At 44.3% G+C, this 17,072-nt stretch carries 9 protein-coding genes; 6 read left to right on the top strand and 3 right to left on the bottom strand.

Annotation, left to right across the window (positions count from 1 at the left end):
- Positions 1-164 precede the first annotated feature (164 nt).
- On the top strand, positions 165-1,529 hold the full coding sequence (locus G587_RS0117160; protein ID WP_196812608.1) for an MATE family efflux transporter: 1,365 nt from the start codon (positions 165-167) through the stop codon (positions 1,527-1,529).
- A 5-nt stretch (positions 1,530-1,534) separates the two neighbouring features.
- On the opposite strand, the gene G587_RS0117155 is transcribed toward G587_RS0117160, so the two are convergent.
- Positions 1,535-2,743 carry a putative glycoside hydrolase gene (locus tag G587_RS0117155; protein ID WP_035787127.1) on the bottom strand — a complete coding sequence of 403 codons (1,209 nt, stop codon included), beginning with the start codon at positions 2,741-2,743 and terminating at the stop codon, positions 1,535-1,537.
- A gap of 147 nt (positions 2,744-2,890) precedes the next feature.
- Between G587_RS0117155 and G587_RS24725 the strand changes: the two genes are divergently transcribed.
- On the top strand, positions 2,891-4,498 hold the full coding sequence (locus G587_RS24725; RefSeq protein WP_081679501.1) for a BspA family leucine-rich repeat surface protein: 1,608 nt from the start codon (positions 2,891-2,893) through the stop codon (positions 4,496-4,498).
- Between the two features lie 646 nt (positions 4,499-5,144).
- On the opposite strand, the gene G587_RS0117145 is transcribed toward G587_RS24725, so the two are convergent.
- Positions 5,145-5,906, bottom strand: a complete 762-nt coding sequence (locus G587_RS0117145) for a hypothetical protein (RefSeq protein ID WP_026493235.1) — start codon at positions 5,904-5,906, stop codon at positions 5,145-5,147.
- Between the two features lie 333 nt (positions 5,907-6,239).
- On the opposite strand from G587_RS0117145, the gene G587_RS0117140 reads away from it, so the two are divergent.
- Entirely contained in the window at positions 6,240-7,343 is a 1,104-nt protein-coding gene (locus G587_RS0117140) for a hypothetical protein (RefSeq protein ID WP_026493234.1), read from the top strand.
- Positions 7,344-8,255: 912 nt separating this feature from the next.
- On the opposite strand, the gene G587_RS0117135 is transcribed toward G587_RS0117140, so the two are convergent.
- On the bottom strand, positions 8,256-8,888 hold the full coding sequence (locus G587_RS0117135) for a YigZ family protein (RefSeq protein ID WP_035787125.1): 633 nt from the start codon (positions 8,886-8,888) through the stop codon (positions 8,256-8,258).
- 153 nt (positions 8,889-9,041) lie between these two features.
- On the opposite strand from G587_RS0117135, the gene G587_RS23365 reads away from it, so the two are divergent.
- From G587_RS23365 to G587_RS23360, 3 genes are all read left to right on the top strand, one after another.
- A complete protein-coding gene (locus tag G587_RS23365) occupies positions 9,042-11,885 on the top strand; it encodes a transglycosylase domain-containing protein (protein ID WP_081679500.1) in 2,844 nt (947 codons plus the stop codon).
- Positions 11,886-12,092: 207 nt separating this feature from the next.
- Positions 12,093-14,864, top strand: a complete 2,772-nt coding sequence (locus G587_RS0117125; protein WP_026493232.1) for a YfhO family protein — start codon at positions 12,093-12,095, stop codon at positions 14,862-14,864.
- Positions 14,865-14,950: 86 nt separating this feature from the next.
- Entirely contained in the window at positions 14,951-17,068 is a 2,118-nt protein-coding gene (locus tag G587_RS23360) for a TaqI-like C-terminal specificity domain-containing protein (protein WP_051201119.1), read from the top strand.
- Positions 17,069-17,072 lie beyond the last annotated feature (4 nt).

Raw genomic sequence — 17,072 nt, 5'->3', positions numbered from 1 at the left:
TACTTCTTAGTTGCCGCTCATTTACCATTATATTACTTACACAATCAAATGTCGTGCAATTATGTCAAAAAATGATAACTTTTATGACAGCAACTGAGTATTTTTATTTTTCAGTGGGACTATAATCATCTAAACTGAAAAATGTTTTCATGGAGATTTTGAAAATGAAAAATAATATAACAGATATGACAAAGGGCAGCCCCGCAAGGCACATCCTGCTGTTTGCACTACCTACCCTGATTGGTAATATCTTCCAGCAAATATACAACCTCGCTGATTCAGTGATCGTAGGAAGATTCATCGGTTCAGATGCCTTCGCAGCAGTAGGCGCAACCACTTCCATCACCTTCCTGTTCTTTGCTCTGTGCAACGGAATCGGCGGTGGCGGCGGAATCGTGGTATCCCAGTTCTATGGGGCACATGATGATAGCAATGTAAAAAAATGTATAGTAAACACCGGACTTATAATGCTACTTGTTCCGGTCTTTTTTGGTGTTACTGGCTTTGTGATGGCCCCCTCTCTGCTTAAGCTTTTGGGTACTCCGGAGCTTATTCTTTCTGACGCCATTTTGTATGTGCGCTACATGTGCGTAGGACTTTTGTTTGTCTCTTTGTACAACTATTTGTCCTCAGTACTGCGCGCCCTTGGTGACTCCAGAACACCCTTGTATTTCCTTATTATTTCTACAGTTATCAACATTGTTCTGGATATCATTTTTGTCTGCGTCTTTTCATTCGGAATAATGGGTGCTGCCCTTGCAACAGTGCTGGCACAGTTCATTTCCGTGCTTCTTAGCGCTGTTTACGCTTATAAGACTAACCCTTACTTCAGATTCAGTAAGGAAGACATGTCCATAACCTTCGATATGACCTACAAGATCGTTCGCCTGGGTGTACCCATGTCGATTCAGTTTAGTCTTATCGCGATATCTGCCATGGCAGTCCAGAGGATCGTCAACTCCTACGGAACTGTTGTTGTAGCAGCTTTTACAGCAACAAACCGTATCGAGCAGCTGATCCACCAGCCCTACCAGACTCTCGGCGCTTCACTTTCAACCTACAGCGGGCAGAACTACGGTGCCAAGAGAAATGACCGCGTATATGCAGGCTACAAAACAGGACTCTTTATCATGGCTGTGCTGACTGCAGTTCTTGTTGTAGCAATGCAACTCTTCGGAAGAGCCATCACCAGTATGTTCGTGACAGATGAGCAGGTCATCGCCCTCGGCGCAAATGGACTTAAGATAACAAGTCTGTTCTATCTTGCTCTTGGAATGATCTACGTTGTCCGCGGAGTGCTCACAGGAATCGGCGATGCCTTCTTCTCCCTGTTCAACGGAGTGATCGAGGTTATCGGCAGATTCACAATTCCGCTTCTCATGACCTCTTACCTTGGCTTTGGCGCTATGGGAATATGGCTCTCCTCCGGAATCGTATGGTTCCTCAGCGGCGCTACCGCATGGGTTCGTTACTGGACTTATTTCCAGAGAAGGAACGTCGGACAGCACGCGAAGGTTCAGGTGCAGTGAGGATTTTATTTAAAAGCATCCCACTGATACTTACATGAAGGATTCCAGATAATCCAGGAATATACGCCGTTATCATTCACAGCTTTGATCTGGTCCTTTAGCTCTTCTACGCCGTAGTCCTTGTATTTACTAAGGTATGAAGCAGTAAAGCCCTGAAGCCATGGACGTACCTTTGCCTGTTTGCGTGTGCCCTTGGGATTAACTACTTTTAATGCCGCATCTGAGTTCTTCATCGCACCATCTATGGTCTCATAAGGGTGAAGGTCCGGATAATCAATTCCCATGGAGCCTTCATAGTAATGAGAGGGATAGATCATGGGTGAGAGGTACTCGCAGTCCATGGAAAGCCAGGAATACTCCTGCCCAACAATGTTGCTGTCAACGGCAGAATTTATAATTGTTCCGAAAACATCAAGAGATAAGGGGATATTCTCTGCACTAAGGTTAGCGTGAGCATAGCGAACGAACCCATATACCGCCCTGCGCCTGCCGTAGCCGTTGATTCCCAGATCCTCTTCCTTTATTCCGGTAGGAAATCTCACATAGTCATACTGAACCTCATCAAAACCTGCTGCCTTACAGCCCTTCGCAACCTCGATCAGATAGTCGCGGGCTTCCTTAACTCTTGGATCAATCCAATTAAATTCCTTGGCATCCTCATACACGCTGCCATCTGCATTTTTCAGCATCCATTCAGGCTTAACACTGTCAATAAAAGGATCCCTGAAGGCAACGCATCTTGCAATTGTGTAAACGCCGTGCTCGTGAAGTGTATTCATTAGACCGGGCATATCCTTTACAAGAATATCCTCAACGCCCAGCTCGTCAATAAGCTCGGAATCCATATCGAAGGAGATTGTGCCCTCGTCTGTTTTTACGTCAATGACAACTGCATTTATGTTAGTCTCATCTATGTGCTGGATGATTTCTTCCATCATGCTTGTGGTTCCTGCAACGTGTGCACTGACATAAATTCCGTGGATATCGTCCTCTGAAGGGCCTGCATCACCGGAAGATACTGATATATTGTCTGTATCTGAATATCCAGAAGAAACTTCTGTTTTTGAAGAATCAGCTTCCTTTGTATCGATTGGTTCCTCCGCATCACCTGAGCTGATCTCAATTGCTACTGCTTTTGAATTAATACTATTTATATTGCTAAGAGCTATTCCCCATATCAGGCTCAGAGCAACAATGCTTGAAAATTTTCTCATAATGTCCCCACTTTCCGATTCACAATTGTACTAAAAAAAGGCGCATAAATAAATCCTTGTTACACTTTATATACATTTGTTATAATCATTCATTGCGAGGGGACACTGCGTATTCGCAGAATAAAAATCAAAGGGGAAATTTTAAAAATGAAAAAACGTTTGGGGAATCTATTGTTCTTCATCACTACACTCATGTGTGTGATGGTCTTATTTGGGTGCGTATCCATAAACTCCAGGGCTGCTGGTGCAGGAACGCTTTCTAATGGCGCTAATTTCAATGTAGCGCTTAAACAGTTTGGTAATTCTTCATGTAAAAGCTATAACGATTTTGATTACAATCTGAAGAAAATCATTTTTACCAACAAGGCGCCTTCCGGTAATTTTCAGACAAAAGGAGTCGGCTCAAATGTTACTGCCTATTATGACAGCAACCAGAAAATCGTGTACATTTACAGTCCATCAAAAATCATGTTTCCTGCAGCAAGTGATCATGCCTTTACCGGGTTAAAAAAGGTTGAAAGTATTGATTTCAATAATGCTGTCGACATGAGAAATATCCAGGACATGACCGATATGTTCTATCACTGCAGCAGCTTGAAGGCATTGGATACTACATATTTTAAAAATGCCAAGCCGACAAATATGTTCAGTATGTTTATGGGTTGTTTTAATCTTGAACAGCTTGATGCTACTAACTTTAATACTTCAAATGTAACAACAATGAGCCAGCTTTTTGCATTTTGTCATAGTTTAAAACAGTTAGATGTAAGCACATGGAATACTTCAAAAGTAACAGATATGCATGCTACCTTCCGTGGTTTGGAAAAGGTACCATCACTTAATCTTAGCAATTTCAATACTTCGAATGTAAAAAAAATGGATATCATGTTTGGCGATTGCAAAAGTCTGACAAGGCTTGATCTTAGAAGCTTTAACACTGAAAAGGTAACTGATATGCTTTTCATGTTCGGGGGATGTTCAAGCCTTCAGACACTTGATATCAGCTCTTTTGATCTTTCATCAATAAAAGAGGATAAGAAAATAGAAAACTTCTTCAGTTGCTGTCACAAATTGAAGAACGTATATGCTCCCAGGAAAATAGTAAGGCCTTTGGATTATGACTATTCTACCGGTTACTGGATGATAAGAAGTGAGCCTATTGGAGCGATGATTCTGGATGATAATAACGATGGCGTTGCCGATAACTCTACTGTATATGCCAAGCTTCCGGTAGCTAATAAGAGCCATAAATATATTGTGTTAAAAAATAAAGATGTTCCGGATGTCGTTGATGCCGAAAATGAAAAGACAGCTTCCGGCAATGGTGGTAGTCAGAAAAACTCAAAACTACCCATGACTGTAACAATTGATGGCGTAACTTATACAATCGGCAAAAATGCAAAAGCAACAGTAATTAAAATTGACAAGGTTAAGAAGGCTTCTCTTGAAAAAGTAACTGTCCAGGGCGTTACATATCCTGTTACAGATATTGCAGAAAATGCCTGCAAGAACAACAAGAAAATCAAGAAGTTGACTATTGGAAGCGGCGTTACTTCAATCGGAAAGAGTTCTTTCAAGGGATGCAAAAAGCTTAAGAAGGTAACCATCAATGCAAATGCATCATTGACTATTGGCAAGGGAGCATTCAAGAAGATAAATAAAGACGCTACTATCAAGGTTAATGGAATAAAAGGAAAAGCTAAGAAAAAGCTTGTTAAAGCAATCAGAAAGCAGACAAATGCTTCTGTAAAATAAAACAGAATAGAATTTGTAAGATGCCTGTCGCAATGCTGCAGGCATCTTTTTAATGGTAGCTTTGTTCTGATGGAATGAAATGATGATAGCATTTCACTCGCGGGGATAAGGTGTCGGAGGGATGTACGTCTATCCGCGAACAATTGTTGATATTGATCCCCCTGCGGATATACCTTACAGCGGCCGTTGCGTCTGTTCGCGAACAATTGTTATTATAGACGTACCGGTTGCCAGAAAATGTACAGAATATAGAATAGAATTTCAGGGGGTGTTACACCGGTGTGACAGAAATGTTGATTATAGGCGTAAGGAATTTCAGAAAATCACATTTATTAAGGAAGCCAGAATAACCTGTAGGTAAAATAAATCAGTCAGTATAGCAAAAGGCCTACATACTGACTTAACAACAAAATAATATTCACTAAATAACGTATACTAATTTCAGAACCGTTCATCCGGAATAGAAGAAATCTCAGAAATAGGTGTAACGCCTCCCAAAAAAGCAATCCCAAACTTCAACCAATACAAAGACTTGTTCGCGATTAGACGTAACTCACAAATGTAAACTATCCTCGCAGAGGAACTACCCCAATACTAATTAACAAAAAAGTGCCCTGCTTTCCAGCAAGACACTTCCATTATCATCTTATTCGTAAACCGGTCTGAATATTAAAATCGATGGAAGCTCCCTGCTGGTTCTGGTATCCTCAGGCCCCTTATCGCCAACGAACGTCACCTCAATATTTTCAGTTGTATTAGGCTCAACTCTGAAAACAGCTTCATTGTCATTTTCATCAACAGCGACGATCATTTCCGAATCTAAAAGCTTTCCCTTTTCATCCCAGTCTCTGCCTTCAAGCCCGAAAACAGCGGGTACATCCATGGTGTTCTCTACGTGAATCGTGCATCTCTCGTAGACTTTTCCATCCTTTATCTCAAAATCATCAAACCAGGACTCTCGCATGACAATTTCATAGCTCCCCTGCTCCACTGTATAATGGTGGTCTGTCACCTCGCCCCTTATGAATTTAACTTCATCATTACCCGCTGCTGTTACTTCGAAGGTGTTATCCGAAGTCCACACAACGTGGTAATCCTGCTCAGCAAATCCTGAATATTCCTTGATTTGTATAGCCTTGGAGGAAACCTCCTTCCCAGGCTCCGGATATTTTCCTAACCAATTGGGGTAATCCACATAGAGATAAACGGCGTATTCCTTATCATCCATCCAGTAATCCACCACCTCAATCTGGCAATCACCATTGGGTGAAGGGTAAGCCTCCCTTATTATAGGATCAGCATCAAGCGCAATCACCATAATCACAACAAAAGCAATTGCACCTAAAATTGCTACGGCAGAGATAATGCTAAGAATCACAATGCTAAATATTTTCAGACCTTTTTTCATACAATCCTCACCTACCCGGAATTTATTGCAAAAGCACCTACCTACGGGATAGATGTTTTATTTTCAATCGGTATAATACCATGTTTTCAAAGCAAACGTCATCGGGCAGCCTCAAAAACTACACACATTCTTCACATTTTTTCTATTATGTTCTCCTTTCATGAGACCGAAATATATAAAAGCTAAGGATAGCGCTTTAGTGCAAAGGGACTGCATTAGGGCGCTTGATTTTTGTCCCTGGAAGGAGATATCGGAAAAATTGGCAGCACCCACTCGGTCCTATGGAGAGTGGCGCGTATCTGACTGACAGAGGATACGCAGAAAGGATACCATATGGATAATATTGACAGCATTAGCGGTTATCGCAGTGTTTACATGGCGTTTGGGGCGTTCAAGGTAAATCCGTCGCAGTCACAGGCTGGAGCGAAGGTAGCCCAAACGGATGAAAATGAAGATGCCTCTTTTATGTCCGCTCTTAATCTTGCAACCAATAAAGTAGATGATTACGAGGCAGATGTAGCAGAAGAAACCGAGGATGATCTGTCTGTTCAGAGTGCAAAAACTGATCTGTTTAATAACGGTGCATTCCTCTCCTACACCAGAATAATCACCGCCCACATCCCCGATGACATGACTTCAGCTATTGAAAATGGTGATACGGATTCTGTGTTTAGTGCCCAAAATGGCGGCCAGGATCTTCAGATTACAGTGAAGGTGGATGGCCCTAACCGCATTTATACAGCTCAGGGGATAGACAAGGATGGGAATAAGTTCTCAAAAGAAATCGATCCCTACAACGTTGACCCGACAGACACTGATTACCCGGGCTTTGCAACACTTTGCGCCTACCTAAGGGATACTGAAGGAATGGCCGACAATGCCATGCAGGCTGTACGTGATGCCATGCCAGAAGACATGAACGAAAATGGCAATTATATTCTGAAGGTTGGCTTGATTTCTCAGGAAAACGGCAACCTCTCAGGTGCCAAGAAACTGTTTGAGCAGATGCAGACCTTCTTCACAAAGCTTTTGGATCTTAGCAGTGCTTCTCCTTCAGACTCAGGCCAGACCGCTATGAGTGTTCGAAGTGACAACTCCGATTCCGGTACCGGTTCACTTTCTCAAAATAAGAAAAGCCAGATTCTTGATGAACTGCAGCAGATGATTCAGCTCATGCTACAGCAGATGCTAAAGGAGCTTATGGGCGACGATAGCTACGAGGAAGTTTCTACAGAAAATGATGAAGAGGAAGAAATTGCCGCTGAGTCTGTGTCCAATAATGATGAAAGCAAAGAAACTGCTGCTGAGTCTGTGTCAAATAATGATGAAAGCAAAGAAACTGCTGCTGAATCTCTGACAGAAACAAAGGAGCCTTCTGTTTCTGAAGAAGAAACCATGGAGGATGATCTTGATCTCGAAAATGCTCAGGTTTTGTAAACTGTGGTAGATTAGCGCCAGGCACGACAAATTTGTGCCTGGCGTCATTTTTATATTAACGTTCCCCTGCGGGTATTACTTGCAGGGGAATTATTACGTTTACTCGCGAACAATTATTTATGTTGGTTCCCCTGCGGGGACGCCTTTTAGGTGTACCATTACACATAAAACCTTTTTCAGAACAACTATTTTCATAAGAATTCATTGCTTAGTTGTTCTGATTTTTTTCCAAGACAACTATTTCAGCAAAAATTCACTACTTAGTTGCTCTGATTTTTTTCCAAGACAACTATTTCTGCAAAAATTCACTACTTAGTTGTTCTGATTATTTTTCCAGACAACTATTGCAGCAAAAATTCACTGCTTAGTTGTTCTGATTATTTTTCCGAACAACTATTTCAGCAAAAATTCACTACTTAGTTGTTCTGATTATTTTCCTAGACAACTATTTCTACATAAATCTTCCGCCTAGTTGTCCCGCTCTATTATAAAATTCAGCGAGAAAACCCCTTCCGATAAAGTCGGTCGTGGGATGAATCGCCTTTACACAAACAGTTGTTCGTGATAGAATAAGTCAATCGGAACCTTGAAAACTGTATATATAGGGTTGTACCACGAATCTAACAAACCAAGAACCTGTGGTGCGTAAAATATACAAGGTGTTAGTTCCCACGCGCCATAGGCGCATCAAATAACATTTTCAAGTATGCCGAAGGGCTTTGCCTGACGGAGTAGTGGCACCGTGAACGTGCCTTACTATACCGCAAGGTATTGTTGAAACCATTTCCGATGTCATCGGTCATGGTAGTTCATAAAGACCTATTTCTACAAAAAGCCTCCTAAAACAGCGCAAAAAAAGCGCAAAACATCACAAAAAAGAGCGCCCAAAGGCGCTCCTAAATCATCATCCCATCAAAATGCGAAATATCCCTCTTCTACCTCCTCAATCCCCAGTCTTCCTTCTGTCTTCTGGGTGAGGCCCTCAACGATTCTGGAAGAATCCTCCATGCGGACAGTGATGTCGTACTCGACCTTGTCAGTGTAGGTCTCGTTCTCCAGCGGAATCTCCTCCTGGCGAAGATAGTACTGAATATTGTTGATAAGGGTGTAGTCCGCCGTGAGGTGATAGCGCTTGCCGTACACCATCTCACCGATCTCGGAGGCAGCTAGGCCGGCCTGGGCTGCCTGAGTGTAGGCACGGACAAGGCCACCGGTTCCAAGAAGAACTCCACCGAAATATCTTGTTACTATAATAAGAACGTTTGTGACTCCGGCGCCCTTTATGACCTCGAGAATAGGCTTGCCGGCGGTGCCGGAGGGCTCTCCGTTGTCGCTGCAGCGTGTGATTCCGAAGTCTGATCCGATCATGAAGGCATAGCAGTTGTGCCTTGCGTCCCAGAATTTCTTCTGAAAGGCCGCTATCTGCTCCTCTGCCTCCTGCACGCTTGTAACAGGTAAAACGTTAGCTATGAACCTTGATTTCTTCTCAACTATCTCATCGCATCCAGGCGTAAGAATAACCTTATAATTGTCTGTCTTTCCCATAATTCTATTGAAACTACCCTTTATTATTCTAATTTGGTATAATTGTAATTTGAAAATGAATTACCATGCAAAAAAATAAGTGATATACGAAACGCTCCGCTCCTGCGAAGATCACCCGTTCATTATATCATCAAACATCAATCGGAGGAAAATATGAATTTTGGCAGAAAAGGTATACGAGATCAACAGCATAATATTGTCTCAAGTACCACAAAGTGGGGAAAGAAAATTTCCCTCATATCCTTTGAGCTCATACTAATTGCTTGCATTGGACTTGGAGTTATCGGCGTGTGCGCAGGCATTGGCGTCTTCAGAGGTATAATCGACACCGCTCCTGAGATTGGAAATATCAGCGTAACTCCTACAGGTTTTTCAACCTTTGTATATGACACGGAAGGTAACCAGACAGCGAAGCTCGTATCCACTGATTCCAACCGTATCCCGGTAACCTGGGACATGATTCCCGAGAACCTCGCTCATGCATTCGTAGCTATCGAGGATGAGCGTTTTTATCAGCACAACGGAATCGATATCCAGGGTATTTTCAGAGCAGCGTATGTCGGAATCACAAGCCACGACCTGTCACAGGGTGCCAGTACCATCACCCAGCAGCTTCTGAAAAACAACGTATTTACAGGTTGGACCAGTGAGAATTCAGACATCGCCAAGATTAAGAGAAAGATTCAGGAGCAGTACCTTGCTATTCAGCTTGAAAAAAACATGAGCAAGGACGAGATCCTTCTTAACTATCTGAACACCATCAACCTTGGAAGTAACACACTTGGTGTGCAGGCTGCTTCTCTTCGTTATTTCAATAAGCCTGTTACCAACCTGACACTTTCAGAGTGCGCGGTGATCGCAGGTATTACACAGAACCCCAGCCGCTTCAATCCCATCACACATCCGGAGAACAACGCGAAACGCCGTGAAAAGGTTCTGAACAACATGCTCAAGCATGGCTACATCACTCAGATTGAGTATGATGAAGCAATTAACGATGATGTATATTCAAGAATCCAGGTCGTAGACGAGGAAAACACAGATTCAAGTCCTAACTCCTACTTCGTCGATGCCCTTACCAATCAGCTTATCGATGACCTCATCGATGCAGGCTATAACGAGACTCAGGCTTACTCACTTCTGTACAGTGGCGGTCTTAAGATCTACTCAACTCAGGATCCTCACATTCAGGAGATTGCAGATTCAGTTTTCGGTGATGAAGCTAACTACCCTGAGGGAACCAAGTATCTTCTCGAGTATGCACTTACCACAGTGGACGCTGAGGGCAACAGAACCAACTACAGCTCAGAGATGATGAAAAGCTACTTCCAGCAGGAATCCAAAGGCTTCAACATGCTCTTCACTTCAAGAGAGGAAGCAGAGGCCAAGATTGAAGAATACAAAGCTGCTGTAGTAGGAAGCAACACAGTTGAAGGTGAGACAATAAACCTCACACCTCAGCCTCAGGTATCACTTACCATCGAGGATCACCAGCAGGGCTACGTTGTAGCTATGGTCGGTGGTCGCGGAAGTAAGACTGCATCAAGAACACTTAACCGCGCAACTGACACAGTTCGTCAGCCCGGTTCAACCTTCAAGGTGCTTTCAACCTACGCTCCCGCTCTTGACAGCGGCGGACTTACGCTTGCAACAGTATTCAACGACGCACCGTTTAACTATCCTGACGGACGCCCCGTTAACAACTGGTACGGCGAATCCTACAGAGGACTTACAACCATCAGAAACGCCATCAAGGATTCCATGAACGTCATTGCAGTTAAGACTCTGACGGTCATCACTCCTCAGCTTGGTTTTGACTACCTGAAAAACTTCGGCTTCACAACACTTGCTGACAATGAAGAAATAAACGGTAAGATTTACACAGATAATCAGCTGCCCACAGCACTCGGTGGTCTGACACACGGTGTTACAAACATGGAGCTTAACGCAGCTTATGCAACAATCGCTAATGGCGGTGTTTATATAAAGCCCAAGCTCTACACCAAGGTAGTTGACCACGAGGGTAACACAATCCTCGACAACACCAAGGTTGATTCCACAAGAATCCTTAAGGAATCAACAGCATACCTGCTCACAAGCGCAATGCAGGACGTTGTAACAAGCGGAACAGGTACAGCTGTTAACTTCGGAACAACTGCTATCGCAGGTAAGACCGGAACAACATCCGACGAAAACGACGTTTGGTTTGCAGGCTACACAACCTACTACACTGCTACAACATGGGCCGGCTACGACAACAACGTAGACCTTACAACCAAGCCCGAGCAGCAGCTTGCGAAGACGCTTTGGCGCGCGGTTATGTCCAAGATTCATGAGAATCTTCCGTCAACCCAGTTCACCAAGCCTGATTCAGTAATATCCGCTACGGTATGTTCAAGATCAGGAAAACTGCCTATCGGTGGTCTTTGCGATGGAACTCACCTTTCCGAGTACTTTGAGGAGGGAACAGTTCCTACAGAAAGCTGTAACGTTCACTATGCAGGAACAATCTGTCAGTCAGATCAGCACCCTGCTTCAGAGCAGTGTCCGTTCAAGATAACCGGTGTGTTTGAGCTTATTCCTGCTGAACCCGCAGCATTGCAGGCACAGTCACCTAACGGAGGTGCAGGTTCCAGCGGATTTACAACTACAACGGATGAATTCGGTAATACGGTGGTTACTCCTACGGTTACCTGTCATCATACCCCTGAGTTCATGGCTCAGCCCAATATTCAGGAGATTCTGGCCCAGGAGACAGCGCTTATCCAGCAGGGTATTGTAAATACTCAGTACTCCGGTACACCGGCTGATCCTAACGCGGCAGTACCTGCAGCACCTGCGGCAGAACAGCCCGCAGCCGAGCAGCCCGCGGCAGAGGCTCCTGCAGAACAGGCTACGCCCGCTCCGGAAGCACCGGCTCCAGAGGCTCCTCAGCCTGAGGCCACTAATGAAGCCAATAACGAAGAGGATGACGACGAGGAAGAGGATGATGAGTAAGTAACACCCGAACCAAGCACTCGGGAATGTTAACATTCCCTCGTTCAGGGCTTCGCCCTAAATAGAAATAAACAAAGAGGTACCAATACGTGCAAGCACGATTGGATACCTCTTTATTTATTTCTGCTTGGTTCTCATATATGATATAATCCCCTTGAGTACTATACCCGAGGGGATTTTAAATTACATAAAAAAGGAAACATCCACATGAATAACAATTCAAAAAAATCCGTGCAGAGCACTGCACTCTTCTATATTTTTTACACAGCTCTCTTTGCCGTTGTATCTTATCTGGTTTACGGCTACTTCCTTAAAAACGGCAAAACTCTTATATGTGAAGGCGATACCTGGCGGCAGCATCTTAAGGCTGCCGCCTATTACTCAAAATGGTTACGCGGCGTTTTCTATCACATCATCCATGATCACAGCTTATCCTTCCAGACCTTTGCCTTTGGAATAGGCTACGGAAGCGACATGTATCCCACGCTGCAGTACTACGCACTGGGCGACATTCTCAACCTGTTTTCCGCATTTGTAAAAACTGAATACATCCATATCTATTTCCAGGTTGTAATGTTACTTCGTGCATATCTTGCCGGTATAACATTTTCTTTTTATGCAAAATATCTCAGAAAAGACATGACACCCACAGCCCTTATGACCGGAATGTTCACCTACAGCTTCGGTTCATATTTCATGTATCTGGGACTGTGGCACCCGTTCTTTGCAAATCCGCTGATCTATCTTCCGCTGGTGCTCCTTGGAGCCGAGAGGATCTTGAAGGAAAAGAAGCCAACCTTCTTCGCAGTTGCTATTTTTCTTGCAGGAACAAACAACTTCTATTTCTTCTACATAATCGTGCTCCTTACAATCATCTATGTGCTGGTAAGACTCATCTTCACATACTTTGGTGCCCATAAGGCATCCGGTTCTGCTGATACCACCAAGAAAAATAGAAGCCCTTTTTCAGAGGCTATGGGAACTGTCGGCACCTTCTTTTTATACGGAATCACAGGAACTCTCATGAGCATGTTCATCCTGCTCACGGTGCTCCTGGCATTCCCAAATAACCCCAGATCCGGCTCAGGAATAGAGATTCCCTTCCTCTATCCCGCAAATTACTACAGGGAGCTTATTAAAAACGTCTACACCTTCGTATATCACGGAGAAAATGATACACAGCTCGGCTTTACGCCTGTATTTGTGGCAGCACTTTTTCTGGTTGTTGTACGAAGCATCTATAAGCTCATCACTACCACCATCGAAATAAGCAAAAAGAAAAAGGAACTCCTTAAGGACACAGAAGGTCCCTCCAGCGTATTCTTTGCCTGGGATGAGACCTCTGAATACATGAAAACACGCTGCCTCTATCAGGAGCTTGTTTTTGCCCTTCTTATCACCGCATTTCTGTGCTTGCCCTTCTGCGGCTACGTATTTGCAGCATTTTCCTACGCAGTTAACAGATGGGCCTTTGCCTGTGCACTCTTTGCAGGCTTTGTGACAGCAGAATTTGCAGATTTCATTTCAGAAAAGATCACAGGTCTTATTGATAAGAAAAAATCTGAAGGAAACAGACTTTTAGCAGGTGTACTCAGCGCAGTTATCCTCGTTATCACATTATCCTGCATCATCAAAAATGGCCGCATCGCCTACTCTCCCGAGGAGGGCAACATGGTCAAGGATTATATGGATACCTGCACTCCCGAGGAGATGTACGCACAGCTCCAGAGCACCGAGGTTCAGGTTGTTGAGGAAAACGCTGCTGCAGACGGACTTGACGTTTCAGGCTCCTTCTACCGCTATTCAGGAAGAGACCTGGTGTGGAACGCTGCGATGCTTGACGGCATATCCTCCACCCAGTTTTTCTGGAGTCTTGCTGATAAAAGAGTATCCGAATACTTCAAGCTCATGGCCAACAACGACCAGCAGAACTTTGCGTACTTTGCCCTGGATGACCGCGCTATCCTCAATTCCATCGCAGGCGTAAGGTACTACTCACTTCGCTACAACACACCTGACCAGCAGGCATTTGTGCCCTACGGTTATGCACCTTCTTATGAAAAGTTCAACTTCGGAATCTATGAAAATCCCGAAGCAATGCCTCTTGGCTTCACATACAGCCAGGCAATTTCAGAGAGCGATTTTAATGCCCTTACGCCAATTGAGCGCGAGGAAGCTCTCCTCTACGGCGTTGTTCTTCCTGATGAAAAGGCTGCTGCCTATCCTGAAGCAGAGCCCACCTACACCTCAGAGAACAAGCCCTACGACGTCTCCTTCGAGGGCAAAATCAAGGAAGTAGAAGACGGCTTTAAGGTTAAGGAAGCCGGCGCTGCTGCAATACTCACCTTTGAGGGAACTCCCAACGCTGAGACACTGGTATTTTTCAAAAACCTGAACGTAAAGAGCAATAACGATATTCTTGCTATAAACGTGTCCACTCAGCTCCCTGACGGCACCTCAATACAGAAGAACATCGACTACAAATCTGAGAGATCCTGGTACTACTCCGGATGGCATGACTTCATCGTTGACCTTGGCTATTCCGACACTGCCAAGACTCAGATCAGGCTCACCTTCAGCGACAAGGGGACCTATTCCTTCGACGAGCTCGCAGTATACACCAGAACTCTTTCAACCATGCACCCGCAGCTCGCAGCATTAAAAGAGCACACTTTAACTGACGTAGATCTCCACAAGAATCCGATTTCCTTTGCGACAAACGAGATCACAGGAAGTATCGACACCACGGATTCAGAAGTTCTCTTCCTCTCCATCCCCTATACCAAGGGCTGGAAGGCATACGTAGACGGCAAGAAAACCGAGCTCATTCCTGCCGATACCATGTTCAGCGCACTTGAGCTTACAGCAGGTCACCACGACATAAGACTGGTATATCACACACCTGGTCTCCTTGCAGGCTTTATACTTACAGCATTTGGATTTATACTACTTATAGTGCTTCGTAAAAGAGCGCACTGATCTTTTCTAAGTCTCATCCGGGAATTATGATTCAAACTTCTAATCCCCGGCATGAGCAAAGCGTAATTTGAAAAAGAGGAACGCATATGTTTACACTCACTGAGCTATGTACGGAATTGTCTATAACACCCGCCACCGGCAGAAACTGGGTTAAACTTGGAAAAATCAAACCTGAAGGGAAGAAGGGCCGCACCTTTACCTTTTCAGATGAATACGTGCGCTCACTTAAGGCTGACCTCGAAAGCGGAAAGCTTAAATCTCTAAGAAGCAGACGAAATAAGAGCTATGTATCGGGAAATCTCCTATACAGCTCTTATATCGCAGACTCATCGCCGAACCTTCCCATCGTCCAGAAGCTTGTCATGGACATAGCTGCACTTCATTCCGAGAGTGCTGCGGCAGATTCTGAAGGTGATACCACAAATGAAAACAGCATAAATACTGATCTTCTGTCAGATGACCGATTCCTCTGCGCGATTTTATCAGAGTGTGCGAAGGGGCTTATTTCAAGCCGCATTTCCACTGAGGATTACTATAAATACAAAGAGCTGTTAGACGATATCAGCCGGAAAAGTACCACATCAGATTCACCGGAATATAATTCCAGCAACGATGATGCAAATCTAACCGCTGACCTTGCTCCCATTCTCGATAAACTGGACCTCTCCTCCGCGCCCCTTACCTACGTTGCAGGAGAAGACACCCTGGGGCTTATCTACATCTCACTTAAGCACCTGCAGACAAGGAAAAGCACAGGCGCTTATTACACCCCGGGAAAGATCGTTCAGAGACTTTTAGGGCATCTATTCGAGGCCTCCATTTTAACTGACGGTCAGGATAAGGTGATCCTTGATCCCGGCTGTGGCTCAGGCAATTTCCTTCTGTGTCTTCCGCCCGGAATTCCCGCAGAGAATATCTATGGGTACGATACGGACGAAATCAGCGTTAAGCTCTCCCGCCTCAACCTGGCCCTGAAATACAGGCTTCCCGACATGGCATTCTGGCAGGAGCACATATCAATCGCAGACTTCCTTCACCAGGATCCCGAAGCAAAGCAATTTGATATCATCCTTGGTAATCCGCCCTGGGGCTCAACCTTTAGCCCGGAGGAGAGAGCGTTCCTCAAGGATGAGTACGCAACCGCTGCAGAGAGGTCCCTGGACTCCTACGACCTTTTCATAGAGCAGGGCATCCGCCTTCTGAAAAACGGCGGCGCATTGTCACTGGTGCTTCCGGAGTCGGTTCTGCTTGTTAAGTCCCACACCCTATCAAGGAGACTTCTTCTTGAAAAGACGAAGCTCACACACCTTGAGTACCTGGGGGATGTGTTTGACCATGTTCAGTGCCCCTCCATCATCCTTCAGACTGAAAAGAAGGATGAAGAGGAGTCCTTCCTGAGTAAGCACCCTGTGATATACGACGGCGACGCCTCCTATCAGATAACTTCGGAGAGAAAAATATCGGACACCGGATTTGATTTCCTGGTTCCCGATGAAGAATATGCTCTTCTGGAATCACTGGCAAGTCTCCCTGATGTCCGCTTTCTTGAGGGTAACGCAGAGTTCGCTCTTGGTATCGTAACAGGCGCCAACAAAGACATGCTAAAATCACGGAAAAGCCCTAAGAACGAGATCATCCTGAAGGGCACGGATATCTTCAGATATTCATTTAAAGAGCCCAAGTGCTATATAGCCTTCGCCCCAGAAAAGTGGCAGCAGGTTGCACCCATATCCATGTACAGAGCACCGGAAAAGCTCCTCTACAGATTCATCGGAGGACACCTTGTATTTGCCTATGACGACAAAAAAACACTGTCATTAAATAGTTGTAATATCGTTATTCCGAACATTGAAAACCTAAGTACCAAGTACATTTTGGCAATACTGAATTCAAGTGTTTCGGAATACTTTTTCAGGAAGAGATTTCGTTCCGTAAAGGTTCTAAGGTCTCACATTGAAAAGCTTCCTATCCCCTATGCGGATAAAGAAACGCAAAAAAATATAGAATCAAAAATCGACCAAATATTAACACTTTCAAGAAACGTTTATAAAACAAGCACAGATGAACTGGACACTTCCGTGAAGGTTAAAGAGCTCTATAACGAGATCGACGAAATATGTTTTGAGCTCTTTAAACTCACACCTGAAAAAATTGCACTTATAAAACAATTAGTTAAAACTGAAAACTTATTCCTTCCACTCTAGCATT

Source organism: Butyrivibrio sp. XPD2002, assembly GCF_000423945.1.
GTDB lineage: Bacteria > Bacillota > Clostridia > Lachnospirales > Lachnospiraceae > Butyrivibrio.
Note: the sequence above shows the minus strand (reverse complement) of the source record. Positions and strands in the feature narration are given on the sequence as shown.

Coding starts and splice junctions, on each gene's coding strand:
- G587_RS23365 (WP_081679500.1), top strand. CDS start 9,042: ATGAATTTTGGCAGAAAAGGTATACGAGATCAACAGCATAATATTGTC.
- G587_RS0117140 (WP_026493234.1), top strand. CDS start 6,240: ATGGATAATATTGACAGCATTAGCGGTTATCGCAGTGTTTACATGGCG.
- G587_RS24725 (WP_081679501.1), top strand. CDS start 2,891: ATGAAAAAACGTTTGGGGAATCTATTGTTCTTCATCACTACACTCATG.
- G587_RS0117155 (WP_035787127.1), bottom strand. CDS start 2,743: ATGAGAAAATTTTCAAGCATTGTTGCTCTGAGCCTGATATGGGGAATA.
- G587_RS0117135 (WP_035787125.1), bottom strand. CDS start 8,888: ATGGGAAAGACAGACAATTATAAGGTTATTCTTACGCCTGGATGCGAT.
- G587_RS0117125 (WP_026493232.1), top strand. CDS start 12,093: ATGAATAACAATTCAAAAAAATCCGTGCAGAGCACTGCACTCTTCTAT.
- G587_RS0117160 (WP_196812608.1), top strand. CDS start 165: ATGAAAAATAATATAACAGATATGACAAAGGGCAGCCCCGCAAGGCAC.
- G587_RS0117145 (WP_026493235.1), bottom strand. CDS start 5,906: ATGAAAAAAGGTCTGAAAATATTTAGCATTGTGATTCTTAGCATTATC.
- G587_RS23360 (WP_051201119.1), top strand. CDS start 14,951: ATGTTTACACTCACTGAGCTATGTACGGAATTGTCTATAACACCCGCC.